23 protein-coding genes are annotated in these 26,026 nt (G+C 67.6%); 19 read left to right on the forward strand and 4 right to left on the reverse strand.

Going from position 1 to position 26,026, the window contains the following annotated elements; all coding sequences use genetic code 11:
• Window positions 1-109: 109 nt before the first annotated feature.
• From argB to ACF8ME_RS17870, 13 genes are all read left to right on the forward strand, one after another.
• Window positions 110-1,000, forward strand: a complete 891-nt coding sequence (gene argB, locus ACF8ME_RS17810) for an acetylglutamate kinase (protein WP_012203251.1) — start codon at window positions 110-112, stop codon at window positions 998-1,000.
• A 121-nt stretch (window positions 1,001-1,121) separates the two neighbouring features.
• Complete coding sequence (locus ACF8ME_RS17815; RefSeq protein WP_016446445.1) at window positions 1,122-1,841, forward strand: response regulator transcription factor; 720 nt, start codon at window positions 1,122-1,124, stop codon at window positions 1,839-1,841.
• Window positions 1,842-1,878: 37 nt separating this feature from the next.
• Window positions 1,879-3,366, forward strand: a complete 1,488-nt coding sequence (locus ACF8ME_RS17820; RefSeq protein WP_016451814.1) for an ATP-binding protein — start codon at window positions 1,879-1,881, stop codon at window positions 3,364-3,366.
• 82 nt (window positions 3,367-3,448) lie between these two features.
• A complete protein-coding gene (gene slmA, locus ACF8ME_RS17825; protein ID WP_012203254.1) occupies window positions 3,449-4,144 on the forward strand; it encodes a nucleoid occlusion factor SlmA in 696 nt (231 codons plus the stop codon).
• 183 nt (window positions 4,145-4,327) lie between these two features.
• On the forward strand, window positions 4,328-5,035 hold the full coding sequence (locus ACF8ME_RS17830; RefSeq protein ID WP_017405916.1) for a TetR/AcrR family transcriptional regulator: 708 nt from the start codon (window positions 4,328-4,330) through the stop codon (window positions 5,033-5,035).
• Between the two features lie 62 nt (window positions 5,036-5,097).
• Window positions 5,098-6,903 (forward strand): acyl-CoA dehydrogenase C-terminal domain-containing protein, encoded by a 1,806-nt coding sequence (locus ACF8ME_RS17835; protein WP_392417633.1) that lies wholly within the window; start codon window positions 5,098-5,100, stop codon window positions 6,901-6,903.
• Between the two features lie 80 nt (window positions 6,904-6,983).
• The gene (locus tag ACF8ME_RS17840; protein ID WP_012203268.1) at window positions 6,984-7,424 is read left to right on the forward strand and encodes a DUF2147 domain-containing protein; all 441 of its coding nucleotides are present in this window, start codon (window positions 6,984-6,986) and stop codon (window positions 7,422-7,424) included.
• Window positions 7,425-7,477: 53 nt separating this feature from the next.
• Window positions 7,478-9,880, forward strand: coding sequence for a 3-hydroxyacyl-CoA dehydrogenase/enoyl-CoA hydratase family protein (locus ACF8ME_RS17845; RefSeq protein WP_012203269.1), 2,403 nt, complete (start codon window positions 7,478-7,480; stop codon window positions 9,878-9,880).
• Between the two features lie 168 nt (window positions 9,881-10,048).
• Window positions 10,049-11,245: an acetyl-CoA C-acyltransferase gene (locus ACF8ME_RS17850; RefSeq protein WP_061287125.1), complete on the forward strand. Its 1,197-nt coding sequence runs from the start codon at window positions 10,049-10,051 to the stop codon at window positions 11,243-11,245.
• Window positions 11,246-11,423: 178 nt separating this feature from the next.
• Complete coding sequence (locus ACF8ME_RS17855; protein ID WP_392417636.1) at window positions 11,424-12,326, forward strand: alpha/beta fold hydrolase; 903 nt, start codon at window positions 11,424-11,426, stop codon at window positions 12,324-12,326.
• A 37-nt stretch (window positions 12,327-12,363) separates the two neighbouring features.
• Window positions 12,364-13,194: an acyl-CoA thioesterase gene (locus ACF8ME_RS17860; RefSeq protein ID WP_392417638.1), complete on the forward strand. Its 831-nt coding sequence runs from the start codon at window positions 12,364-12,366 to the stop codon at window positions 13,192-13,194.
• A gap of 16 nt (window positions 13,195-13,210) precedes the next feature.
• Window positions 13,211-14,005, forward strand: coding sequence for an enoyl-CoA hydratase (locus tag ACF8ME_RS17865; RefSeq protein ID WP_013804194.1), 795 nt, complete (start codon window positions 13,211-13,213; stop codon window positions 14,003-14,005).
• On the forward strand, window positions 13,999-14,499 hold the full coding sequence (locus tag ACF8ME_RS17870) for a thioesterase family protein (RefSeq protein WP_392417640.1): 501 nt from the start codon (window positions 13,999-14,001) through the stop codon (window positions 14,497-14,499). Before ACF8ME_RS17865 ends, ACF8ME_RS17870 begins: the two co-directional genes overlap by 7 nt.
• 40 nt (window positions 14,500-14,539) lie before the next feature.
• Here the strand turns inward: ACF8ME_RS17870 and ACF8ME_RS17875 are convergent, their stop codons facing one another.
• On the reverse strand, window positions 14,540-15,919 hold the full coding sequence (locus ACF8ME_RS17875; protein WP_392417642.1) for an MATE family efflux transporter: 1,380 nt from the start codon (window positions 15,917-15,919) through the stop codon (window positions 14,540-14,542).
• Complete coding sequence (locus ACF8ME_RS17880; protein WP_013804191.1) at window positions 15,916-16,383, reverse strand: MarR family winged helix-turn-helix transcriptional regulator; 468 nt, start codon at window positions 16,381-16,383, stop codon at window positions 15,916-15,918. The genes ACF8ME_RS17875 and ACF8ME_RS17880 overlap by 4 nt, the downstream gene beginning before the upstream one ends.
• Before the next feature lie 218 nt (window positions 16,384-16,601).
• Here ACF8ME_RS17880 and ACF8ME_RS17885 point away from each other — a divergent pair, with 218 nt between their 5' ends.
• A complete protein-coding gene (locus ACF8ME_RS17885; protein WP_074920485.1) occupies window positions 16,602-17,267 on the forward strand; it encodes a polymer-forming cytoskeletal protein in 666 nt (221 codons plus the stop codon).
• A gap of 73 nt (window positions 17,268-17,340) precedes the next feature.
• Here ACF8ME_RS17885 and ACF8ME_RS17890 read toward each other — a convergent pair whose 3' ends face one another.
• Entirely contained in the window at window positions 17,341-17,817 is a 477-nt protein-coding gene (locus tag ACF8ME_RS17890; RefSeq protein ID WP_012203278.1) for an acyl-CoA thioesterase, read from the reverse strand.
• A 41-nt stretch (window positions 17,818-17,858) separates the two neighbouring features.
• Between ACF8ME_RS17890 and ACF8ME_RS17895 the strand changes: the two genes are divergently transcribed.
• A complete protein-coding gene (locus ACF8ME_RS17895; protein WP_392417644.1) occupies window positions 17,859-19,685 on the forward strand; it encodes an ABCB family ABC transporter ATP-binding protein/permease in 1,827 nt (608 codons plus the stop codon).
• A 44-nt stretch (window positions 19,686-19,729) separates the two neighbouring features.
• Here the strand turns inward: ACF8ME_RS17895 and ACF8ME_RS17900 are convergent, their stop codons facing one another.
• Window positions 19,730-21,622: an alpha/beta hydrolase family protein gene (locus ACF8ME_RS17900; protein ID WP_392417925.1), complete on the reverse strand. Its 1,893-nt coding sequence runs from the start codon at window positions 21,620-21,622 to the stop codon at window positions 19,730-19,732.
• Window positions 21,623-21,852: 230 nt separating this feature from the next.
• Here ACF8ME_RS17900 and ACF8ME_RS17905 point away from each other — a divergent pair, with 230 nt between their 5' ends.
• The 4 genes from ACF8ME_RS17905 to ACF8ME_RS17920 all read left to right on the forward strand — a co-directional run bounded on the left by ACF8ME_RS17905 (window position 21,853) and on the right by ACF8ME_RS17920 (window position 26,007).
• The gene (locus ACF8ME_RS17905) at window positions 21,853-22,611 is read left to right on the forward strand and encodes a GntR family transcriptional regulator (RefSeq protein ID WP_016451803.1); all 759 of its coding nucleotides are present in this window, start codon (window positions 21,853-21,855) and stop codon (window positions 22,609-22,611) included.
• Between the two features lie 127 nt (window positions 22,612-22,738).
• Window positions 22,739-23,830 (forward strand): aromatic ring-hydroxylating dioxygenase subunit alpha, encoded by a 1,092-nt coding sequence (locus tag ACF8ME_RS17910; RefSeq protein WP_012203282.1) that lies wholly within the window; start codon window positions 22,739-22,741, stop codon window positions 23,828-23,830.
• A 96-nt stretch (window positions 23,831-23,926) separates the two neighbouring features.
• Window positions 23,927-24,400 carry a MarR family winged helix-turn-helix transcriptional regulator gene (locus ACF8ME_RS17915; RefSeq protein ID WP_392417647.1) on the forward strand — a complete coding sequence of 158 codons (474 nt, stop codon included), beginning with the start codon at window positions 23,927-23,929 and terminating at the stop codon, window positions 24,398-24,400.
• Between the two features lie 254 nt (window positions 24,401-24,654).
• On the forward strand, window positions 24,655-26,007 hold the full coding sequence (locus ACF8ME_RS17920) for an MFS transporter (RefSeq protein WP_392417649.1): 1,353 nt from the start codon (window positions 24,655-24,657) through the stop codon (window positions 26,005-26,007).
• Window positions 26,008-26,026: the final 19 nt, after the last annotated feature.

A 26,026-nucleotide genomic window follows, 5' to 3' on the forward strand; every position in this document is an offset into this window, starting at 1 on the left:
TGACCAGGCGCCATGGGCGTTCCGTCATCCGGGCATGCAACACTGCGGCGCAGTTGCGGCACAATGCCCGCCTTGTTGTTGACTACTTCCACGCCCCCGGGCTAGCACCATGAACGATATCCTCTCGATTGCCCCCCGCGACAAGGCCGAAATCCTCGCCCAGGCCCTGCCCTACATCCGCAAGTTCCATGGCAAGACCATGGTCATCAAGTATGGCGGCAACGCCATGACCGATCCGGCCCTGCAGGCCGACTTCGCGGAAGACGTGGTGCTGCTGAAGTTGGTGGGCATGAATCCGGTGGTGGTGCATGGCGGCGGGCCGCAGATCGAGACGGCCCTGAACCGCCTGGGCAAGAAGGGCGAGTTCATCCAGGGCATGCGCGTGACCGACGCGGAGACCATGGAAGTCGTGGAATGGGTGCTGGCCGGCGAGGTGCAGCAGGACATCGTGGGCCTGATCCACCAGGCCGGTGGCAAGGCTGTGGGCCTGACAGGGCGCGATGGTGGCCTGATCCGCGCACGCAAGCTCAAGATGGTCGACAACAAGGATCCGAACATCGAGTACGACGTGGGCCAGGTGGGCGACATCGTCTCCATCGACCCCAGCGTGGTGCGCGCGCTGCAGGATGACGCCTTCATCCCCGTGATCAGCCCCATCGGCTTTGGCGAGGAAAACGAGAGCTACAACATCAACGCCGACGTTGTCGCCAGCAAGCTGGCCACCGTGCTGCAGGCCGAAAAGCTGGTGCTGCTGACCAACACCCCCGGCGTGCTGGACAAGGCCGGCAGCCTGCTGACCGACCTCACGGCACGCGAGATCGACGCCCTGTTCGCAGACGGCACCATCTCGGGTGGCATGCTGCCCAAGATCAGCGGCGCCCTGGATGCCGCCAAGGCCGGCGTCAACGCCGTGCACATCATCGATGGCCGCGTGCCGCATGCCATGCTGCTGGAAATCCTGACCGACCAGGCCTACGGCACCATGATCCGCAGCCATTGAGGCCCGATGGCGCGGACTTTGCGGTTCGCGTTACCATCGCGCATGGCCCGGGCGTGGTCTGACGGCCTGGGCCGGTCTGCTGCAAGCCGCCTTTGGGCGGCTTTTGTTTTTTAGGTTTGATATGCGTTTGCTTCTTGTGGAAGACGATGTGATGGTGGCCAGCGGCATCAAGCTGGGGCTGTCCGATGCGGGGTATGCCGTGGACTGGGTCGGCAGTGCCGAGCGCGCCCTGGAGGTGCTGGCTCAGGAAGCCTTCGACCTGGCCGTGATCGACATCGGCCTGCCCGGTATCGACGGGCTGGAGCTCACGCGCCGCCTGCGCAGCAGCGCGGTGGAGAGCTCGGCCATGCCCGTGCTGATTCTGACGGCGCGCGACGCGCTGCAGGACCGCGTGCAGGGCCTGGACCAGGGCGCCGACGACTACATGGTCAAGCCCTTCGAGCTTCCTGAACTGCTGGCCCGGCTGCGCGCGCTGCTGCGCCGATCACAGGCAGCCACATCGGCCGTCCTCAGCTTCGGTCCCATCGAGCTGGACACGGCAGGCCGCCGCGCCGGCGCGCGCCAGCCTGCACAAGACGATGAGAGCGAGGGAAAGCTGCTGCCCATCGACCTGGGCCCGCGCGAATGGACCGTGCTGGAATACCTGCTGATCCACGCGCCCAAGCCGGCCAGCAAGGACAAGCTGCTGCAGGCGCTCACGGGCTGGGACCGAGAGATCACGCCCAATGCGGTCGAGGTCTATGTCTCTCGCCTGCGCAGCAAGCTGGAGCCGCACGGCGTGGCCCTGCGCTCCATCCGGGGCTTCGGCTATCGGCTGGAACTCTCGCATACCGTTGCCTGATGCGGACATGGCGCATGGCCCCAGGCGCTGACCGCCCATGACAGCCAATCTGCGACTTCGCCTGCTGGTGCTGCTGGTGGTGCCGCTGACGCTGCTGGCGCTGATGGGCGGCTGGTTCGGCTACCGCTCGGCAGACGAGGCCTCCACCCAGCATGACCAGCGCCTTTTGCGCCTGCTGCCCGCGCTGGCCGACTCCGTGCTGGCACCGTCGATTGCCGAGGGAACGCCGCCGCTGGTCGCGCTGACGCCCGCCATCGAGGAAGTCTTGCGCCAGCGCGGCAACGACGTCGGATATGCCGTGGGCGACCTGCAGGGCCATGTCGTTGCCGGCGACACCTGGATCCGCTTCGATGTGCCTTCCACGCCGCTGGCCGAGTTCCACAGCCAGGAGCATGACGGCCTGACCTACCGCGTGGCCGTCATGCGCGCCGAAACCTATGGCGCCGGTGAAATGGTGCTCGTGCTGGCCGACGGTGGCGACGTACGCCAGCAATGGGTGCGCCAGTTGCTGCTGCATGTGCTGCTGCCCAGCGTTCTGCTGATCGCGGGCGCTGGCATCGCCATCTACTGGTCGGTCAGCCGGGCCTTCCGGCCGCTGCTGACCCTGACCCAGGCTGTGGAGCGGCGCTCGCCGCGCGACCTCAGTCCCATCTCTGAGCACAGCTCGCCGGCCGAGGTCCGCCCGCTGGTGCGCTCGCTCAACCGATTGTTTGCACTGGTCAACGCCCAGGCCGAAGGCCAGCGGCGCTTTGTGGCCGATGCCGCCCATCAATTGCGCACGCCTCTGGCGGCCTTGCAAGCCCAGGTCGAGGCCTGGGCGCTGAGCGCGCAGGCTGCCCAGGCCGAGGCGAGGCGCAAGGGCACCGAGGCCCAGGTGGTGCTCAGCGTGACGCAGATCGAGCAATTGCGCGACGCCACGCGGCGCACCTCGCAGCTGGCACGCCAGCTGCTGGCGCTGTCACGTGCCGACGCCCGCAATGCCGAAGTCCAGCCGCTGCAGCAGGTGGACCTCAAGGACCTGTGCGAAAGCATGCTGGAAATGTTCTTCGACCAGGCCAGCGCCAAGGGGCTGGACTTCGGCCTTGACGTTGCTCCGGCCAGTGTCTGGGGCCACAGCTGGCTGCTGCGCGAACTGGTGTCCAATCTCGTGGACAACGCCATCAAGTACACGCCGCCCGGCGGTAGCGTCACGCTGCGCTGCGGCATGTACCATGGCGCGGGGCAGTCTGCGGATGAGCCGCCAGGGTGGGCCTTCCTGGAGATCGAGGACGATGGCCCCGGCGTGCCCGAGGCCGAGCGCTCGCAGATCACGCAGCGCTTTTACCGCGCCCAGGGTGCGTCCGGCGATGGAACGGGGCTGGGATTGGCGATTGCCGATGAAATCGCCCTGTTGCACCAGGGCACTCTGGCCTTTGGCGCTGGCGCGCAGGGCAAGGGCCTGCTGGTACGCTTGGAGCTTCCATTGCAAATGCCGGCCGTGCTCTCGGAAACAGTAGCAGCACAGCCAACAGGGACGCGATCCTGACGGTTGCGCTCATGGGGACAGCTTTGTGCGGAGTTGCCGCCGAGGGCTGTGAGAGAATTACTTACAAATAGTTGATCTGCTTATGTCCGAGTCTGAAGTCCTGTCGCCTTTATCCGCTCCTGGCGCTGATGTCGTTTCCGACGAAGCCGCCTCCGCTTCCGCCCCCACGCCTGCGCGCAAACGCCCCAAACCCGGGGAGCGGCGCGAGCAGATCCTGCAGGCGCTTGCGGCCATGCTGGAAAAGCCCGGCGCAGAACGCATCACCACGGCAGCACTGGCCGCTCACCTGGGCGTCAGCGAGGCGGCCCTGTACCGCCACTTCGCCAGCAAGGCACAGATGTTCGAAGGCCTGATCGAGTTCATCGAGCAATCCGTCTTCACGCTGGTGCAGCAGATCGTCGGGCGGGATGTGCCGGAGGAAGAGCGTCCCGCAGTGGATGGCATGCGCCAGGCCAGCCGCGTGATCTCGCTGGTGCTGCAGTTCGGCGAGCGTAACCCCGGCATGGTGCGCGTCATGGTGGGCGATGCCATCGTCTTCGAGCACGAGCGCCTGCAGGCCCGCATGAACCAGTTCTTCGACCGCATCGAATCCACGCTGCGCCAGTGCCTGCGCCCCGCCGCCGGTGCGCTGGGCTCCTCCGCCCCGACGGTCGATGCCCAGGTCGCCGCCAGCGTGCTGACGTCGTTCGCGCTGGGCCGCCTGCAGCGCTACGCACGCTCGGGTTTCCGCCGCCTGCCGACCGAGCATCTGGAAGCCAGCCTGGCCTTGATGGTCTGAACACGGCCCAGCGGACCCCAGGGTCCGCTTTGCAGCAAAGCCACCCGCTTGCGCCGGTGGCTTTTTTCATGGGCACGCGGTGGAGTGGGATTCGGGTTGCTAGGTGTTTTCCCCCGCATGTCTTCGCCGCGACAAGCTTTCCATGCAAAATAGCACGAACGTTCGTTTTAACAAGAATTTCGCATGTCCAGCGTTTCCGCCCCACGCCGCGCCGCCCGCTCTCAGGCCAACTCCAATGCCGATCCCAAGGCCGGCTCTTCCGTGCACGAAGCCGCTGCGCCCGCGCCGCGCCGCGCGCTGCACAAGGGGCAGCAGACCAAGGCCACCATTGTGGAGGCTGCCCTCAACCTGGCCACGCACATCGGCCTTGAGGGCCTGTCTATCGGCGCTCTGGCCGAGCTGACGGGCATGAGCAAGTCGGGCGTGTTCGCGCATTTTGGCTCGCGCGAGGAGCTGCAGATTTCCGTGGTGCATGAATACCACGACCGTTTCGAGCAGGAAGTGTTCTTCCCGGCGCTTCAGGCGCCGCGCGGCGTGGCGCGTCTGCGCGCGCTGTTCGACAACTGGATGAAGCGCACTTCGATCGAGCTGGACTCGGGCTGCATCTATATCAGCGGCGCCGTGGAGTTCGATGACCGCACGGGGCCGGTGCGCGATGCGCTGACGGCCTCGGTCCAGACCTGGCACGCAGCCATGCGCCGCACCATCGTGCAGTGCCGCGAATGCGGCGACCTGCGTGCCGACCTGGACGAGAACCAGCTACTGTTCGAGATCCACGGCCTGATCCTGGCCCTGCATTACGAGGCGCGCTTCCTGCGCAACGAAGGCTCCATGCAGCGCGCCATCGACGGCTTCGAGAGCATCCTGGCGCGCTACGCCAGCCCGACCTGATTTTTCAGTTTCACCGTTTTCACCGCATCCACTGCAAACCCCGCCAACACAGGAGAAGACAAATGCCCAGCTACAACCCGCCCCTGCGCGACATGCAATTCCTCATGCACGAGGTGTTCAAGGTCACGGATGACTACCGGCAGATGACGGCGCATGCCGAGGTCGATGCCGACACCATCAACGCCGTGCTGGAAGAGGCGGGCAAGTTCGCGGCCAATGTGACTTTTCCGCTGAACATCAGCGGCGATGCCGAGGGCTGCGTGCTGAACAAGGAAACCCACGAGGTCACCACGCCCAAGGGCTTCAAGGAGGCCTACCAGAAGTACGTGGAAGGCGGCTGGCCTTCGCTGTCCTGCGACACGGCCTATGGCGGCCAGGGCCTGCCCTTTGCGGTGAACTCGGCGCTGTACGAGATGCTCAACAGCGCCAACCAGGCCTGGACCATGTACCCCGGGCTGTCGCACGGCGCCTACGAGGCCCTGCATGTGCATGGCACGGAAGAGCAAAAGAAGCTGTACCTGCCCAAGCTGACCAGCGGCGAGTGGACCGGCACCATGTGCCTGACTGAGCCCCATTGCGGCACCGACCTGGGACTGCTGCGCACCAAGGCCGAGCCCGTGGCCGGCGCGCCCGAGGGCACCTACAAGATCACCGGCAACAAGATCTTCATCAGCGCTGGCGAGCACGATTTCACAGAGAACATCGTCCATCTGGTGCTGGCCCGCCTGCCCGATGCGCCCCCGGGCTCCAAGGGCATCAGCCTGTTCGTGGTGCCCAAGTTCGTGGTCAAGGCCGATGGCTCGCTGGGCGAGCGCAACCCCATCTTCTGCGGCGCACTGGAGCACAAGATGGGCATCCATGGCAATGCCACGGCTCAGATCAATATCGACGGCGCCATCGGCACCCTGGTGGGCCAGCCGAACAAGGGTCTGCAGGCCATGTTCGTGATGATGAATGCCGCCCGCCTGGGCGTGGGCAACCAGTCGCTGGGCCTGACCGAGGTGGCCTACCAGAACGCCCTGGCCTATGCCAAGGACCGCCTGCAGATGCGCAGCCTGTCGGGCACCAAGGCCAAGGACAAGCCGGCCGACCCCATCATCGTCCACCCCGACGTGCGCCGCATGCTGCTGACGGCCAAGGCTTATGCCGAAGGCGGCCGCGCGCTGGTGACCTACTGCGCCTTCCTGATCGACAAGGAGTTCAACCACCCCGACGAAAAGGTGCGCAAGGACAGCGCCGAGCTGGTGGCGCTGCTGACCCCCATCGTCAAGGCCTTCATCACCGACAACGGCTGGACGGCCACCACCATGAGCCAGCAGGTCTATGGCGGCCATGGCTTCATCACCGAATGGGGCATGGAGCAGTTCGTGCGCGATGCGCGCATCAACATGATCTATGAAGGCACGAACGGCATCCAGGCGCTGGACCTGCTGGGCCGCAAGGTGCTGGGCAACCAGGGCGCATCGCTCAAGAAGTTCGGCAAGCTGGTGGCGCAACTGGTGGAGGAAGAGGGCGTCAACGAGAAGATGGCCGAGTTCATCAATCCCATCGCCTACCTGGGCGACCAGATGACCAAGTTCACCACCGAGATCGGCTTCAAGGGCATGCAAAACCCCGACGAGGTGGGTGCCGCGTCCGTGGACTACCTGCGTGTGGCGGGCCACCTGGTGTTCGGCTACTTCTTCGCCCGCATGGCCCAGGTGGCATTGCGCGAAATCGCCAAGGGCAATACCGACCCGTTCTACCAGGCCAAGCTGCAGACCGCGCGTTTCTACTTCGCCAAGCTGCTGCCCGAGACCGCCACGCTCATGCGCACGGCCCGCGCAGGCAGCAAGTCGCTGATGGACACGGACGCAGCGCTGGCCTGAACGGCTTCACTCCAACATGGGAGCGCGGGCTGTGCGCATCAGCGTGGCCTGCGCGCCTTTCTAGGCGAAGGGGGTTTGAAATGAAGGCATATCAAGCACTGGCAGCAATGGTCCTGGGCCTCACGGCTGCCGCAGCGCAGGCGCAGATGACGCCCGTGGGCCTGTGGAAGAGCGTGGACGACAAGAGCGGCGAGGCCAAGTCCGAGATCCGCGTGGCCGAGAACGACGGCGTGGTCACGGGACGCATCGAGCAGATCCTGCGCAAGGGCGCCGATCCGGCCGCCACCTGCACCGAGTGTTCTGACGACCGCAAGGGCCAGCCGCTCAAGGGGTTGGAGATCATCCGCGGCGCCAAGAAGGCCGAGGGCAAGGACGTCTGGGAAGGCGGCAAGATCCTCGACCCCGAAAACGGCAAGACCTACACGCTGCGCCTGACGCCCATCGAAGGCGGCGCCAAGCTCGAGGTGCGTGGCTCCATCGGCCCCTTCGGCCGCACCCAGACCTGGGTGCGCGTGCAGTAACCATTCCGGAGGGCGGCCGCAGCGGCCGCCTTCCTCCCACTTGTGGAACATCCATGTCCCGATTCAATGTGAAGAAAGTCGCCGTGCTCGGCGCTGGCGTGATGGGTGCGCAGATCGCCGCCCATCTGGTCAATGTCAAGGTGCCCGTGGTGCTGTTCGACCTGCCTGCCAAGGAAGGCCCGAAAAGCGGCATCGCCGAGCGCGCCATCGCCAACCTCAAGAAGCTCAAGCCTTCGCCCATCGGCGTGGCCGAGGACGCGGACCTGATCCAGCCCGCCAACTACGAGGAGCACCTCAAGCTGCTCAAGGGCTGCGACCTGATCATCGAGGCCATTGCCGAGCGCATGGACTGGAAGCTCGATCTGTACACCAAGATCGCGCCCCATGTGGCCAAGCACGCCATCGTGGCGTCCAACACCTCGGGCCTGTCCATCACCAAGCTGTCCGAGGCGCTGCCCGACGCGATCAAGCCGCGCTTTTGCGGCATCCACTTCTTCAACCCGCCGCGCTACATGCCGCTGGTGGAGCTGATCGCCACGCCGACCACGCAGCCCGTGGTGCTGGACCAGCTCGAAGCCTTTGTCACCAGCGGCCTGGGCAAGGGCGTGGTGCGCGCCAAGGACACGCCCAACTTCATCGCCAACCGCATCGGCATCGCCGGCATGCTGGCCACGATGAAAGAGGTCGAGAACTTCGGACTGACCTTCGACGTGGTCGATGACCTCACCGGCAAGAAGCTGGGCCGAGCATCCAGCGGTACCTTCCGCACGGCCGACGTGGTGGGCCTGGACACCATGGCCCATGTGATCAAGACGCTGCAGGACAACCTCAGCGCCGAGACCGATCCCTTCTACGGCAGCTTCGGCACGCCGCCCGTGCTGGCCAAGCTGATCGAGCTGGGCAACCTCGGCCAGAAGGCGAAGAAGGGCTTCTACAAGAAGGTCGGCCGCGACATCCTGCAGTTCGAGCTGGACAGCGAGGACTACGTGCCCGCCGGCGGCAAGGCCGACGAGGTCTATGGCCGCATGCTCAAGAAGCCCGCGGCCGAGCGCCTGAAGCTGCTGCGCAATGCCGAGGGCGCGCAGGGCCGCTTCCTGTGGGCCATCCTGCGCAACAGCTTCCACTACGCGGCCATCCACCTGGAGAGCATTGCGGAGTCCGCCCGCGACGTGGACCAGGCCATGCGCTGGGGCTTCGGCATGAAGCAGGGCCCGTTCGAGCTGTGGCAGGAAGCGGGCTGGCTGGAAGTGGCGAAGATGGTTCAGGAGGACATCGATGCCGGCAAGGCATTGAGCAAGGCGCCTCTGCCCAAGTGGGTCTTCGAAGGCCCGGTGGCCGAGGCCGGCGGCGTGCACACGGCGCAGGGCTCGTGGAGCCCCGCCAAGGGCCAATTCGTGCCCCGCCGCGTGCTGCCCGTCTACGAGCGCCAGATCTTCCCCGAGAAGCTGCTGGGCGAAGACAGCCTGCCCGACTGGAAGACGGCCGGCACCACGATCGCCGAATCCAAGGCGCTGCGTACCTGGACGCTGGACGGCCAGATTCTGATCGCCAGCATCAAGAACAAGATGCACGCCATCAGCCCCGAAGTCATGGAAGCGCTGATGGAAGCCGTGGACGTGGCCGAGACCGACTTCCAGGGCATGGTCATCTGGTCGGGCGATGCGCCGTTCAGCGTGGGCGCCGACCTGGAGGCCACCATGCCGGCCTTCGTGATCGGCGGCGCCGACGCCATCGAAAGCGTGGAGCAGGAGCTGCAAAACCTCATGCTGCGCATCCGCTACGCCCAGGTGCCCGTGGTTGCGGCCATCCATGGCATGGCGCTGGGCGGCGGCTGCGAGCTGGCCGTCTACAGCGCGCGCCGCGTGGCGCACATGGAAAGCTACATCGGCCTGGTGGAAGTCGGCGTGGGCCTGGTGCCCGGCGCGGGCGGCCTGACCTATATCGCGCGCCGCGCGGCAGAGAACGCCGCCACCAGCACGGGCAAGGACCTGCTGCCCTTCCTGACCGAAGGCTTCACGGCCGCGGCCATGGCCAAGGTGGGCACCAGTGCCATCGAGTCGCGCAAGCTGGGCTACCTGCTGGACAGCGACCTCATCGTGCCGCACAAGGACGAGCTGCTCTTCGTCGCCATCAACGAGGCCAAGTCCATGGCCGCAGGCGGCTGGCGCGCGCCGCTGCCGCGCAGCTTCCCCGTGGCGGGACGCAGCGGCGTGGCCACCATCAAGGGCTCGCTGGTCAACATGCGTGACGGCGGCTTCATCAGCGAGTTCGACCAGCATGTGGCCAGCCTGATCGCCAACGTGGTCTGCGGCGGCGACGTGGATGCTGGCACCCTGGTGGACGAGGCCTATCTGATGAAGCTCGAACGCAAGGCGTTCTGCCACCTGATCGGCCATCCGAAGACCCATGAACGCATTCTCGGAATGCTGAACACCGGCAAGCCCGTCCGGAATTGATATGTCCCCCCTGAGTCGCTTCGCGCCTTCCCCCCCAGGGGGACGACAGCCTCGCGGCGGGGCGGCCCTTGCTCGCTGTCCCTGGTCTGGAGCACGCCAGTTGTCTGGGGCGCGCCCTTTTCGGGGGCTGCGGGGGTGATGAATAACTGAGATCGAGGAGCAATCTCCATGAAACAAATCCAAGACGCCTACATCGTCGCCGCCACGCGCACGCCCATCGGCAAGTCGCACAAGGGCTTTTTCCGCAACTACCGTCCCGACGACCTGCTGGCGACCACGCTGAAGGCCGCGCTGGCCCAGGTGCCGGGGCTGGACCCGGCTGCCATCGAGGACATCATCTGCGGCTGCGCCATCCCCGAGGCCCAGCAGGGCCTGAACGTGGCGCGCATCAGCGCCGTGCTGGCGGGCCTGCCCACCAGCGTGGGTGGCATTACCGTGAACCGCTTCTGCGCCTCGGGCCTGTCGGCCGTGGCCATGGCGGCGGACCGCATCCGCGTGGGCGAGGCCGACGTGATGATCGCGGCCGGCGTCGAGAGCATGAGCATGGTGCCCATGATGGGCAACGCGCCCTCGCTGTCGCCATCCATCTTCGAGCGCGATGGCGACGTGGGCATTGCCTATGGCATGGGCCTGACGGCCGAGAAGGTGGCCCAGCAGTGGAAGGTCTCGCGCGATGCGCAGGACGCCTTTGCGCTGGAGTCGCACCGCCGTGCCCTGGCCGCGCAGCAGGCCGGCGAGTTCAAGGACGAGATCACGCCCATCGAGGTCACCGACCGGAGCCTGGACCTGGCCAAGGGCGAGCCCGTGGTGCGCACGCGCACCGTGGAGTTGGACGAGGGCGCACGCCCCGACACCAGCCTCGAAGGCCTGGGCAAGCTGCGCACCGTGTTCGCGGCGCGCGGCTCGGTGACGGCCGGCAACAGCTCGCAGACCAGCGATGGCGCAGGCGCGCTGATCCTGGCCAGCGGCGCCGCCGTGCAGCGCTTCGGCCTCACGCCGCTGGCGCGCTTCGTGAGCTATGCCAGCAAGGGCGTGCCGCCGGCCATCATGGGCATCGGCCCCATCGAAGCCATCCCGGCCGCGCTGCGCTATGCGGGCCTCAAGCAGGACGACATCGACTGGTTCGAGCTCAACGAAGCCTTTGCCGCCCAGTCGCTGGCCGTGGTCAACACGCTGGGCCTGGACCCCGCCAAGGTCAATCCCATGGGCGGCGCCATCGCCCTGGGCCACCCGCTGGGTGCCACAGGCGCCATCCGCTCGGCCACCGTGGTGCATGCGCTGCGCCGCAAGCAATTGCGCTACGGCATGGTGACGATGTGCGTCGGAATGGGCCAGGGCGCCGCCGGCATCTTCGAGAGGATGTAGCACCCCCTGAGCGGCTTTGCCGCTTCCCCCTCTCTACTCGCTGCGCGAGGGAGGGGGACGACACCCTCGGTGCGGGGCGGCGCGGCCGGCCTAGGCCCTTCCTTGGTGTCCCTGGCGTGGGGCCGCGCCGGTTTTTGACTTGGTGTCAGCACATTGCGGCACCGACCAGGAGACAGCCATGGAACAACACCAACTCAGCAGCGATGGCGCCACGCTGGCGCTGCGCGTCTACACGCCCTCTGGCCCGCCGCGCGCCAGCGTGGTCATCGGCGGGGCCATGGGGGTGCGCCAGGCCTTCTACGAGGCCTTTGCCACCTGGCTTGCGGGCCAGGGCTATCGGGTGACCAGCTTTGACTACCGGGGCCATGGCGATTCCCTGCAAGGCTCTTTGCGCCAGGTGCGTGCCGACCTGTGCGACTGGGCGCGCGACTACGAGGCGGTCATCGCCCATGCCAAGGCGCAGCTGCCGGACCAGCCGCTGTTCCTTATCGGCCACAGCCTGGGCGCCCAGCTGCCGGGCCTGCTGCGCTCCCCGCAGCTGGTGGACGGCCTTTTGAGCATTGCGGCCGGCAGCGGCTACTGGCGCGACAACGCGCCCCGCCTCAAGCGCATGGTTCCCTATTTCTGGCATGTGCTGGTGCCCGTGGCCACGCGCCTGTGCGGCTACTTTCCGGGCCGGCGCCTGCGCAAGGTGGGCGACCTGCCGGCCGGCGTCATGCTGCAGTGGCGCCGCTGGTGCCTGAATCCGCGCTACAGCGTGGGTGCCGAGGGCGAGGCCGCCGCGCGCAGCTACGCCGCCGTGCGCTTTCCGGTGATGGCGCTGTCCATGAGCGACGACGAACTCATGACCTGGCGCGGCACCGAGCACCTGTTCGCGCTCTACGCCAATGCCCCCAGCCGCATCGAGCGCATCGAACCCAAGGCCCTGCAGTTGCGGCGCATAGGGCATTTCGGCTTCTTCCGCGCCGATATGCGCGACGCGCTCTGGGGCCGGGCCGTGGACGTGTTCTCGGGCTGGACCAAGGCGCCGGCCGCCGCGGCCCACCCGCGCTTTCCCTCACCCGCAGAGTCGCCGGCTTGACGGACGCGGGCCCCGCTTGCCATCACACTCGTTTGCCATGAGCACAGACATCCATCCTCTCGACCAGGCCGTGGCGCTCACGCCCACCGGCGCCGTGGGCCACTACCAGGGCCAGACCACGCAGGACTACTGGAACATGGTGGGCCCGTACGGCGGCATCACCGCCGCCGCGCTGGTGCGGGCCATCCAGCAGCATCCGCTGTGCCTGGGCGATCCGCTGTCCATCACCGTCAACTACGCGGCCGCGCTGGGCGCGGGGCGCTTCGACATCGAGGCCCGCCCCGTTCGCACCAACCGCTCCACCCAGCACTGGCTGCTGACCATCACCCAGCCCGACCAGGATGGCGATGCCCAGGTCGTCACCACGGCCACGGCCGTCACGGCTGTGCGGCGCAGCACCTGGGGCGGTACCGACCTGGCCATGCCCGAGGTGCCTGCGCCCGCCACCGTGCCGCGCGTGCCGCCTCTGGGCGGCGTGGAATGGCTCAATCGCTACGACATGCGCTTTCTCGACGGCATCATTCCCCAGACCTGGGATGGCCGCGAGACCGACAGCCTCACGCGCCTGTGGGTGCGCGACGAGCCGCCGCGCGCACTGGATTTTTGCGCGCTGGCCGGCCTGGCTGACGTATTCTTCCCGCGCGTGTGGCTGCGCCGCGCACAGCGCACCCCGGCGGGCACGGTGTCCATCACCGTCTACTTCCATGCGGGGCGCGAGGAACTGGCCGCCGCAGGCACGGGCCATCTGCTGGCCCAGGCGCGCGGCCAGGAATTTCGCAACGGCTTCTTCGACCAGAGCGCCCAGCTGTGGAGCGAGGCCGGCGTGATGCTGGCGAGCAGCCACCAGATCGTGTATTTCAAGGAATAAGCAAGGCAAGACCATCATGAGCGAAACCACCCAGGACATCCTCGTGCACACCGAAGCCGGTGTCTGCACCATCACCTTCAACCGCGCAGACAAGAAGAACTCCATCACCGAGGCCATGTACGCCAGCATGGCCGATGCGCTGGCCCAGGCCGGCGAAGACGCCGCCGTGCGCTGCGTGGTCTTCCAGGGCGACATGGCCATCTTCAGCGCGGGCAACGACATTGCCGACTTCCTCAAGCAGTCTGCCGGCGGCGCCGCCAGGCCGGAAGGCGAGCAGCGCCCCGTCTGGCGCTTCCTGCACAACATCGCCGCCTTTCCCAAGCCCGTGATCGCCGCCGTCTGCGGCCCGGCCGTGGGCATCGGCACCACCTTGCTGCTGCACTGCGACCTGGTCTATGCGGGCGACAACGCGGCCTTCTCGCTGCCCTTCGTGAACCTGGGCCTGTGCCCCGAAGCGGCCTCCAGCCTGCTGCTGCCCCAGATGCTCGGCTACCACCGCGCGGCCGAGGCCCTGCTGCTGGGCGAGCCCTTCCTGGCCGAAGCCGCCCTGGAAGTGGGCCTGGTCAACCGCGTCGTGCCGCCCAGCGAATGCAATGCGCTGGCCCAGGCCCAGGCCAGGAAGCTGGCTGCCAAGCCGCTGTCGGCCCTGATCGAGACCAAGCGCCTCATGAAGGCCGGCCAGTCCGGCCTGGTGCGCGAGCGCATGGCCGAGGAGGGCGCGAGCTTCGGCAAGCTGATGGGCGGACCTGCTGCCAAGGAGGCGTTCACCGCGTTCATGGAGAAGCGCAAGCCGGACTTCAGCCAGTGCTGAAATCCACGAAGGCCTCCGAGGCCTCCGAGGCGCCCGTGCAGTTCGAGCCCGAGTTCATCGCCGGGCTGCGCGAAGTGTTCGAGCGCCAGATTGCCTTCAACCAGGTGCTGGGGCTGCGCATCACCGAAGTGCTGCCCGAGCGGGTTGAAGGCCGCATCACCATGCGGCCCGAGCTCATAGGCCACGCGGCCTACCAGCGCATCCACGGCGGCGTGATCAGCGCCGGCCTGGACTCCATGGGCGGCCTGGCCGTCATGGCGGCCATCGGCGCCAAGCACATGGACGGCGCACCGCTGCAGCGCCTGCACCGCTTCTCGCGCCTGGGCACCATCGACCTGCGCGTGGACTACCTGCGCCCCGGCATAGGCAGCGAATTCATCCTGCGCGCCGAGGTGCTGCGGCTGGGTTCGCGCGTGGCCAACACGCGCATGGAATTCCTGGGGGCCGATGGCAGCTTGCTGTCCACGGGGACGGCGGCGTACATCGTTTCTTGAAGCATGGCCCGCTGACTGCGGGCCTTCTTTTTGCGTTTCTTCACCCCCAGCGCGCGCGCCACACAGCCCAGGCCGTGCCTGCGCCATAGGCGGCCATGGCCACGGCCACCAGGATGAACAGCGACTGGGCGCTGCCCAGGCCGCTGGACATGAGCCAGCCGCCGCCCACCACCACGATCAGCAGGCGCACGGTGCCGGCCAGCACGGGCGCCCAGACGCGGCCTGCGCCCAGGGAGGCGAAGTACAGCACCAGTCCCAGGCCGAACAGCCCGAAGGCCGGGCCCACGGTGCGCAGGTAGAGGTCGGCGTAGGCGCGCACGGCCGGGTCGCCGGTGAAAATGCCCGACCACAGCTGCGGCCAGACCATGACCACCAGCCCCAGCACGCCCAGCAGGGCCGCTGCCATGGCGCCGCCCGACCAGGCCACGCGGCGCGCGCGCGCCACCTGGCCGGCGCCCATGGCCATGCCCACCATGGGCACGGCGGCCATGCCGACGCCGAAGGCCATGGGGATCAGCAGAAACTCCAGCCGCTGGCCAATGCCGTAGCCGGCCAGTGCCAGCGGGCCCAGGCGGGCGACCATGCCTGTCAGCAGCAGCGCGGCCAGCGCCGTTTGCACGGGGGACAGGCAGGCGAGGGCCCCCACGCGCAGGATGTCGCGGAACATGGGCCAGGCCAGGCGGGGCCTGCGCCAGTCCAGTTGCAGGCGCTGCTGGCCCCATTGCAGATAGGCCAGGAAGACTGCGACGGCCAGTGCCATGGCCACGATGTTGCCCACGGCCACGCCCGGCATGCCCCAGCGCGGCATGGGCCCCAGGCCCAGCCCCAGCGTGCCGCCGACGGCGATCTGCACCAGCGAGGCCGCAAAGATCACGGCCGACGGCATGCGCATATTGCCCGTGCCCCGCACCACCGAGGCCAGCGTATTGCACAGCCACACCAGGATGGCGCCGCTGAACAGCACGGCGCCGAAGCCCGTGGCCGCTGCCAGCACCTCGCCGCGCCCGCCCAGCCAGCCGTAGAAGGTGGCGCCGCAGAGCACGAAGATGAGCGAGTACAGCAGGCCTGCGATGGTGCCGATGACGATGGAGTGCAGGGCCAGTGCCGAGGCACGCGCGCCGTCGCCCGCGCCCAGCGCGCGGCTGATGGCCGAGGACACGCCGCTGCCCATGGCACCGTTGCTCATCATCTGCGTGAGCATGGCCAGCGGAAACACCAGGGCCATGGCCGCCAGCGATACGGTTCCCAGCTGCCCTACGTAGTAGGTCTCGGCCACGGCGACCAGCACCGACATGCTCAGCGCCACCATGTTGGGCACGGCCAGGCGCACCAGGGTGGAGGCGATGGGGCCGCTGACCAACGGATGCGCGGACCCGCTGGCCGCAGCGCCAGGGGCTGCGGAGGGCAGGGCGGCGCTCATTCCGCGCTCTCCTGCGTGGCGGTTTCCAGCACGGGCAGCATGCCCAGCACCAGGCTTTCGAGCGCGCCGATCTGCTCGCTGCCGCACAGCTCGCGCACGCGCTGCTGGGCCTGGCGCCACAGGGCGGCAGCCTCGCGGATGCGGGCGCGGCCTTCCGGGGTGACCACCACGCAGCGGCTGCGCGCATCCGCGCCGGGAACCAGGTCGATGAAGCCGGCCTGCTGCAGCGTGCGCAGATTGCGCGTCATCGTCGTGCGGTCGGTGTGCAGCTGCTCGGCCAGGGCCGAGACGGTGGGCGGGCCGTCGGGCGCATTGCGCGCCTGCACCAGCAGGCTGAACTGCGTGCCGCGCAGGCCGCTGGGCGCGAGCGTGTCGTCATAGAGCTGGGAGATCTTGCGCGACAGGCTGCGCACCATGAAGCAGGTGCAGACCGGACTGGCGGCGCTTGAGGTGGAGGAGGTCATGGGGCGTGGGGCAGGTGGCCTGGAATGGAAATGAGTGTAGATGCACCTATTGATTTGCGCATGTCCGCTGCGCGACCTGCGCATGCGCGGTGTGTGATCGAGAAAGGCTTGCAAGCACATGAAACGGGAGAACCATCTGGTTACTTTTCTTGCGAGATGCCGGCATTTGTTGCCAGTTCGTGTGCGTAGCATCGGATTTTTCCGAAGGAGACCCACCCATGGCTGTTCAGAACCCGTTCTTTGGCAAGCGCGACAACGATGCTTTCACCTCCCGCAACACCCTGGGCAGCGGCATAGGCGCCACCGGTACGGGCGGCAGCCCCTCCGGTGCCGTCACGCCCAGCTCCAGCGTGACAAGTCCGTCGACCGCCCAGCGCCAGGCATCGGCCGTGGCGCAGGACTCCCAGGGCAGCAAGCTCACCGTAGGCCCCAATATCAAGCTCAAGGGCGTGGAGATCACCGACTGCGACACGCTGGTCGTCGAAGGCACGGTGGAAGCCACCATGGACTCGCGCGTGATCCAGATCGCCGAGCAGGGTGCCTTCCACGGCACGGCCGAAATCGACATCGCCGAGATCCATGGCGTGTTCGACGGCACGCTGACCGTGCGCGAGAAGCTGGTCATCTACGGCACGGGCAAGGTCAGCGGCAAGATCCGCTACGGCAAGGTGGTGATCGAGGAGGGCGGCGAGCTCACGGGCCAGATCGAGGCCGGCTCCTCGCCGCGTTCATCTTCGGGTTCGGCCGTGGCGTCCAGCGCCTCCAGCCTGTCCTCTTCCTCGTCGGCCGCCTCCAGCGACAGCGCCGCCAGCAGTTCCGCGGCCCTGGCTGCGGCCACCGCAGCGGCCTCGCTGCAGCCGCGCGTCACGCCGTCGCTGGCATGAGCCATCTCTGCTGCCGGAAATGAAAAAGCGACCTGCGAAGGTCGCTTTTTTTCATGGCTGCAGAGGGGCTGGTTCAGCCGGCCTGCTGCTGCTTGCGTTCTGCATTGCGCTCGGCCGCTGCGCGCCAGGAACGCACCTGGTCGTTGTCCGGCAGCGACTGGGGCTTGCCCTGGCCGTCGATGGCCACGTAGGTCAGCAGGGCCTCGGTCACCTTGACGAAGCGGCCCTGGTCGGCAAAGCGCTCGGCATAGACCTCGACATCGACCGTGACCGAGGTGCGGCCCACGCGCTGCACGCTGGAGTAGAACGACAGGATGTCGCCCACACGCACGGGCTGCTTGAAGATGAACTCGTTCACGGCCACGGTGACCATGCGGCTCTGGCCCAGGCGCGAGGGCAGCACCGAACCTGCCAAGTCAACCTGCGCCATCACCCAGCCGCCGAAGATGTCGCCATTGGCGTTGACATCGGCAGGCATGGGAATGACCTTGAGAACCAGCTCCTTGTCTGCGGGCAAGGGATGGGGCGGGAGGTCTGGGCGGGGTGGCATGGGCACAATCGGATCAATATAACAACCGAGAATTGTCTTTCATGCGACGCGAGAGCGCTTCCCCTACGGATTTACCCTTAGTCCCAACCCCGGCACCGTCGCGGGACTGGAACGCGCTGCGGCGCCTGCTGCCCTACCTGTGGCAATACAAGTGGCGCGTGCTGGCGGCGCTGGGCTTCATGATCGGGGCCAAGCTCGCCAACGTGGGCGTGCCGGTGTTGTTGAAGCATCTGGTCGATGCGCTGGATCTGAAGGCCGGCGATGCCCGCGCGGTGCTCGTCGTGCCCGTGGCCCTGCTGCTGGCCTACGGACTGCTGCGCTTTTCCAGCTCGCTGTTCACCGAGCTGCGCGACCTGGTCTTTGCCAAGGCCACGCAGGGTGCCTCGCGGGCGATTGCGCTGTCCACCTTCGAGCACCTGCATGCGCTGAGCCTGCGCTTTCACCTGGAGCGCCAGACCGGCGGCATGACGCGCGACATCGAGCGCGGCGTGCGCAGCACCGAGTCGCTGATCTCGTATTCGCTCTACAGCATCCTGCCCACCTTCGTCGAGATGGCGCTGGTGCTGGGCATCCTGGCGCTGCGCTTCGACATCTGGTTCGCGGCCATCACGCTGGCGGCGCTGGTGTTCTACATCACGTTCACGGTCACGGTGACCGAGTGGCGCACGCGCTTTCGGCGCGAGGCCAATGCCCAGGAGTCGGCGGCCCACACCAAGGCCATCGACTCGCTGCTGAACTACGAGACCGTCAAGTACTTCGGCAACGAGGGCTTCGAGGCGCGGCGCTACGACGAGAACCTGGAGGCGCTGCGCCGCGTGCGCCTCAAGAGCCAGACCACGCTGAGCATGCTCAACTGCGGGCAGCAGCTGATCATCGCCACGGCCCTGGTCGCCATCCTCTGGCGGGCCACGCAGGGCGTGGTGGATGGCCGCCTGTCGCTGGGCGACCTGGTCATGGTCAACGCCTTCATGATCCAGCTCTACATCCCGCTGGGCTTTCTGGGCGTGATCTACCGCGAGATCAAGCAGAGCCTGACCGACCTGGAGCGAATGTTCACCCTCATGGACAAGGAACGCGAGGTGGCCGACGCGCCCGGCGCCCAGCCGCTGCAGACCCATGGCGCACCGCCCGAGCTGCGCTTCGAGCATGTGGACTTCGCCTATGACCCCGAGCGGCCCATCCTCAAGGACGTGAGCTTCACCATTCCCGCCGGCAAGACCGTGGCCGTGGTCGGCCCTTCGGGCTCGGGCAAGAGCACGCTGGCGCGGCTGATCTTCCGCTTCTACGACGTGCAGTCCGGCCATGTGCGCATCGCCGGGCACGACCTGCGCGAGCTGACCCAGGACAGCGTGCGCGGCGCCGTGGGCATCGTGCCGCAGGACACGGTGCTGTTCAACGACACGGTGGAATACAACATCGCCTACGGCCGCCCTGGCGCCAGCCGCGAGCAGGTGGTGGCGGCCGCGCGCGCCGCGCGCATCCACGACTTCATCGAGGCCACGCCCCAGGGCTATGCCACGCGCGTGGGCGAGCGCGGCCTGAAGCTGTCGGGCGGCGAAAAGCAGCGGGTGGCGATTGCGCGCACCCTGCTCAAGGACCCGCCCATCCTGATCTTCGACGAGGCGACGTCGGCGCTGGACTCGGCCAACGAGCGCGCCATCCAGGCCGAGCTGCAAAGCGCCGCGCGCAACAAGACGGCGCTGGTGATTGCCCACCGCCTGTCCACCGTGGTCGATGCGCACGAGATCCTGGTCATGGAGGCGGGCCGCATCGTCGAGCGCGGCACCCACGCCCAGCTGGTCGCGGCGGGCGGGCGCTATGCGGACATGTGGGCGCTGCAGCAAAGCGGGGAGCCCGCCGTGCTGTAGCGCGGGGCGGCCGAGGGACCGGGCGGCCGGGTGCCTGGACGGCTTCAGGGCTTGAGGTGCGTGACCAGGAACTGCTCCATGGCTTCGTAGAACTCGAACTTGTTCTCGTCGTTGTGAAAGCCGTGGCCCTCGTTGTCCTTGACCATGTACTGCACCTCGACGCCGCGCTCGCGCAGCGCCTTCACCACCTGGTCGCTCTCGTCCTTGTTCACGCGCGGATCGCGCGCGCCCTGGGCGATGAACAGCGGCGCCTTGATGCGGTCCACATGCAGGGCCGGCGAGGTGGCGGCCAGGCGCTCCCTGTCGCGCTCGGGATCGCCCACCATGGCGTGCATCTGGTCCAGCAGCGGCTTCCAGTAGGGCGGAATGGTCTTCATGAAGGTGAACAGGTTGGACACGCCCACATAGTCCACGGCCGCCGCATACAGGTCGGGCGTGAAGGCCACGCCGGCCAGCGTGGCATAGCCGCCATAGCTGCCGCCGTAGATGCCGATGCGCGCAGGGTCGGCAATGCCCTGGTCGATCAGCCAGTGCACGCCGTCGGTGATGTCGTCCTGCATCTTCAGGCCCCACTGGCCGAATCCCGCTTCCCAGAACGCGCGGCCATAGCCCGTGGAGCCGCGGAAATTCACCTGCAGCACGCAAAAGCCCCGGTTGGCCAGGAACTGCACCTCGGGGTTGTAGCCCCAGCCGTCGCGGGCCCAGGGGCCGCCGTGCGGGTTGATGATGCAGGCCAGGTTCCGGGGCTCTCGGCCGGCCGGCAAGGTCAGGTAGCCGTGGATGGTCAGGCCGTCGCGGCTGGTGTAGCTGACGGGCTGCACGCGCGACATGGCGGACTCGGGGATGGCAGGGTTGATGTCGGCCAGCTTGGTCAGCGCGTCGGCGGCCGCGTCGTAGATGTAGCGCGCGCCCGGCGTGCGGTCGTTGAAGGCGGCGACGATGAACTTGTCCTCGGCGCGGTTGGCGCCCTGGATGGCGAAGTCGTAGCCCGGCAACTGCGCAGCCAGCCGGCCGTACAGGGCTTCGGTCTCGGCATCGAAGAAACGGTACTGCGGCTTGTCGGTCTGGTAGGCGGCCAGGGTGAGCACGCGGCGCTTGCGCGAATAGGCCGCCGCGCCCAGATCGACTTCCTCGGGCACGAAGATTTCTTCTTCCTCGTCGGGCCGGGCCGGGTCGATGACCACCAGGGCCAGCTTGTCGCGGCCCCGGTTGGACAGGGCGTAGAGCTTTTGGTCGTCGAAGGTGAAGAAGGCCGGGCTGACGCTGGTGCGGTAGTCGGTGGTGATCAGGGGCTGGAACTCGCCGGCCTCGTCGTCGCGGTAGAGCAGGGCGCTGTTCAGGCCGTCGCTGGCCACGGCGGCCCGCACGCGGCCCGCATGGTCGGTCTGCCAGCCGACGATGTTGCCGGGGTTCTGCGCCACCAGTTGCGCCGCCCCCGTGTGCACGTTCACGCGGTACACGTCGAAGACCTCGGCATCGCGCTGGTTGTGGCTGATCAGCACATGGTCGGGGTCGTCTTCCAGGTCGTCCTCGATGCTGGCGCGCACGCCTTCCCAGGGCGTCAGGTCGGTGGCTTCGCCGCTGCGCGCGTTGACCGCCAGCACGTGGAAGTTCTCGTCGCCGCCGAAGTCCTTCTGGTAGAGCACTACATCCGGGCCCTTCCAGAAGAAGTTGCTGATGTCGCGCTCGGTCTCGGCCGTGATGCGGCGCGGCTCGCCCACAGGGGTGCTGCCGTCCAGCGCCTGCACATGGATGTTCATGCGCGCCGGATGGCCGTCCACGCTGACGGGCTGCATGAAGCCCAGCATGCTTCCGTCATCGGCCAGGCGAAAGAAGCCGCGCTCCGGATTGCGGAAGAAGTCCTTGATGGGATAGGTCTGCGGAGCCTGCGCATCGGCGCTGGCATCCCGTGCCAGGTTGAGGATGTGGGCGGCCATGGCGGGGTGTCGGGAAAACGTCGGCAAGGGTGACCTCCTGGGTTGCAGCGGCAGGGGAAAAAGGGAGCCGACCATGATGCCATGGCGATGTATACAAACAGGCGGGTCACTGTCTTTGCCGGGATCGGTTGTATACATTTGATTGGTGTTTTCCCGTGTTTTTGCGGAAAAATGCACCATTAATCGCCTTGAATGTATACATTAACGCCATTCCATCCAGACAAAGCCCCATGAGCCCCCAGCTTGCCCCCGCCGCCTCCGAAGCGGAAAGCCACTCCCAGGTCATCAAGGCCCAGCTGCAACTGCGCGAGATGATTCTTGCGGGCGAACTGCCCGCAGGCGAGCGCATTGCCGAGCTCACCGTGGTGCAGCGCCTGGGCATCTCGCGCACGCCGGTGCGCGCCGCGCTGATGCGGCTGGAGCAGGAAGGCCTGCTCGAAGCCATGGCCGGCGGGCGCGGCTACCGCGTGCGGCTGTTCTCCGAGGCCGATGTGGCCGATGCCATCGAGCTGCGCGGCACGCTGGAAGGCCTGGCCGCGCGCTGGGCGGCCGAGCGCGGCGTGGCCGAGCCGCTGCTGGCGCAGGCCGGCCGCTGCCTGGACGCCATCGACCGTGTGCTGGAGACGCCTGACTGGGGCGATGAGGCCTTCTCGCGCTATGTGGCGCTGAACTCCGAATTCCACGACCTGCTGCATTCCATGGCCGGCAGCAGCGTCATGCAGCGCGAGCTGGAGCGCGTGGTGCGCATGCCCTTCGCCTCGCCCTCGGGCTTTGTGCTGGCGCGGGCCGAGTCTCCGCGTGCGCGCCACAGCCTGATGGTGGCCCAGGACCAGCACCGCCAGGTGCTGGACGCCATTGCCGCGCGCGAGGGCGCGCGGGCCGAGGCGCTGATGAAGGAGCACTCGCGCATTGCGCGCCGCAACCTGCGCGAAGCCGTGAGCGAGCCCGGCAGCCATGCGGTTCCTGGCGTGCAGTTGATCCGAGCCTGATTCGAGTCTGATCCGCGCTTGATCTGCGCTTGATCTGCCCTTGATGTGCGCCGGCGGCCTCGGCCGCCTGCGCCCCAGCCACCGCAGCGCCAAGGACTGCGGACCCCACCCATAAAGGAGACCCCCCATGAGCACATTTCCCAAGAACACCTGGTACGTGGCCGCCACGTCCGATGAGATCCAGGACAAGCCGCTGGGCCGGCGCATCTGCGGCGAGCGCATCGCGTTCTACCGCGCGCAGCACGGCATTGCCGCCGTGGAGGATTTCTGCCCGCACCGCGGCGCGCCCCTGTCGCTGGGCTTTGTCTGCGAGGGCAAGCTGGTCTGCGGCTACCACGGGCTGGAGATGGGCTGCGACGGCAAGACCATTGCCATGCCGGGCCAGCGCGTGCGCGGCTTCCCCGAGATCCGCAGCTATCCCGTCGAGGAGCGCCATGGCTTCATCTGGGTCTGGCCCGGCGACAAGGCGCTGGCCGATGCCGCGCTCATCCCGAAGCTGCCCTGGCACGACAACCCCGAATGGGCCTATGGCGGCGGCATGTTCCACATCCAGGCCGACTACCGGCTGATGATCGACAACCTCATGGACCTGACGCACGAGACCTATGTGCACGCCAGCTCCATCGGCCAGGCCGAGATCGACGAGACGCCCTGCAAGACCGAGACGCGCGGCGAGGGCGCCGATGTCGAGGTGGTCACCAGCCGCTTCATGAACGACATTCCCGCGCCCCCGTTCTGGAAGATGGCGCTGCGCAGCAACGGCCTGGCCGACGATGTGCCCGTGGACCGCTGGCAGGTCTGCCGCTTCACCCCGCCCAGCCATGTGCTGATCGAGGTCGGCGTGGCCCACGCAGGCCACGGCGGCTACGACGCGCCCGACGAACACAAGGTCTACAGCATGGTGGTGGACTTCATCACGCCGGAGACCGAGGAGTCCATGTGGTACTTCTGGGGCATGGCGCGCCGCTTCAATCCGGGCGATGCCGAAGTCACCGACCGCATACGCGAGGGCCAGCACAAGATCTTCAGCGAAGACCTGCAGATGCTGGAGCTGCAGCAGCGCAACCTCAGTGCCCACCCCGACCGCAAGCTGCTCAAGCTCAACATCGATGCGGGCGGCGTGCAGTCGCGCAAGGTCATCGACAAATGGATTGCGCAGGAACAGCAGGCGGCGGCGGTGGCCGCAGCAGCGGCCCAGCCTGCCGCCGCGGTGGCCTGAGGCCGGCCATGGCCCGGCGCGCATCCAGGACCGGCGCCGGGGATGGGGTAATCTCGGCGGGCTTCAACCCCAGGGCCGCAAGGCCTGCCGCCACCGATGGTCCACTCCGCCTCCGATCCGCTTTCCATCGACCTCTACGACCAGCCGGGCCACCTGATCCGGCGCGCGCAGCAGATCGCGGCGCAGCTGTTCCGCGACGTGCTGGGGCCGGACGTGACACCCGTGCAGTACGCCATCCTGCGCATGCTGCAGGAAAAACCGGGCATCGACCAGGTGACGCTGGCGCGGCTGGTGGCGCTGGACAACTCCACCACGGCCGACATCGCGGCGCGACTGGAGGCCAAGGGCTGGGTGCTGCGCGAGATTCTGCCCCGGCGCCAGCGGCGCCTGACGCTCACGGCCGAGGGCGAGGCCATGCTGGGCGGCTTCGTGCCGAATGTGCACGAACTGCACAACCGCATGCTGGCCGCGCTGGAGCCCGAGGAGCAGGCCGAGTTCAAGCGCCTGCTGCGCAAGTTCGTGCAGTTGCACGACGCACGCGACGCCCTCAACGCTTCCTCATCCGACTGACAGCGGCCCGGCCGCCTCCGCGTCCGAGACTGCGCGGCCCCGCCTGATCGGGGAAATCCCGGTATCTGGCGCCGATTTTCATTCAGTAAACTGAATCACATTCAGCATACGTAATGATGTGCTGAGAACACAAGAAGGCTTCCACAGAGCTTCAACCCAAGGAGACCCACGATGACTGCCTCTACCCCTGTCCCATGGCTGCAGCGGCCTTGCGCCGCCGCATCGTCCAATTGCCCTTTGCGGGAGCTGCGGCCATGAGCGCCGACCTGCGTGCAAGCGTCGACCAGCGGCCGATGACGCGCTTCCAGTGGTCGGTCATAGCCCTGTGCATGGTGCTCAACATGATCGACGGCTTCGACGTCCTGGTCATGGCGTTCACGGCCTCGGCCGTGTCGGCGCACTGGCAGCTCAGCGGAGCCCAGCTGGGCTTTCTGCTCAGCGCGGGCCTGTTCGGCATGGCGGGCGGATCGCTGCTGATCGCGCCCTGGGCCGACCGGCTGGGCCGCCGGCCGCTGATCCTGGCCTGCCTGGCCCTCTCGGGCGTGGGCATGCTGGGCTCGGCCTTCAGCCACAGCGCCATCCAGCTTGCGGCGCTGCGCGTGCTCACGGGCCTGGGCGTGGGCGGCATCCTGGCCTGCAGCAACGTGATTGCCAGCGAATACGCCTCGCAGCGCTGGCGCAGCCTGGCCGTCACCCTGCAGTCCACGGGCTATGCGCTGGGCGCCAGCATTGGCGGCTCCATCGCGGTGTGGCTGCTGGGGCGCCATGACTGGCGCGCCGTCTTCTTGTTCGGCGGCTGCGTGACGCTGGGCGTGCTGGTCCTGGCCTGGTGGCGCCTGCCAGAGTCCATGGACTTTTTGCTGGCGCGGCGCCCGGCCGGCGCGCTGCAGCGGCTCAACGCCCTGGTCGGGCGGCTGGGCCTGCCCGCATTGGCTGCGCTGCCGCCTGCCGCGCCATCGGCGGCGGAGCGCTCAAGGCGGGGCCCGCTGCAGCTGTTCGCGCCGGGCCTGCGCCGGCCCACGCTGCTGGTCTGGCTGTCGTTCTTCGCGGTGATGTTCGGCTTTTACTTCGTGATGAGCTGGACGCCCAAGCTGCTGGCCGCCTCGGGCCTCACGCCCGAGCAGGGCGTGACCGGCGGGGTGCTGCTGAGCCTGGGCGGCATCCTGGGCGCCACCTTGCTGGGCCTGCTGGCGGCGCGCTATCCCGTGCACCGCGCGCTGGCCGGCTTCATGCTGGCCACGGCCGTGCTGCTGTGCTTCATCGTGAGCAATCCGGGCTCGCTGCTGCTGTCGTATGCGCTGGCTTTTCTGATCGGCGTCTTCGTCAACGGCTGCGTGGCCGGGCTCTATGCCATCGCGCCCATGGTCTATGGCGGCGAGGTGCGTGTGACCGGCGTGGGCTGGGGCATAGGCATAGGGCGCATCGGCGCCATCGTCTCGCCCATGGTCGCGGGCTCGTTGCTGGACGCCGCGTGGTCGCCCAGCCAGCTCTATGTGGGCTATGGCCTGGCCTTCGTGTTTGCGGCCTGCATCGTGTCGCTGCACCGGCTGCAGGGGCCCGAAGCCGGCAGGCCCGCAGCCACGGGCCGCACGCTGTCGGCGCATTGAGCGCGACTTGCAGACAAGA

Source organism: Delftia sp. WSY_7 (assembly GCF_043104845.1).
GTDB classification, from domain to species: domain Bacteria; phylum Pseudomonadota; class Gammaproteobacteria; order Burkholderiales; family Burkholderiaceae_C; genus Comamonas; species Comamonas tsuruhatensis.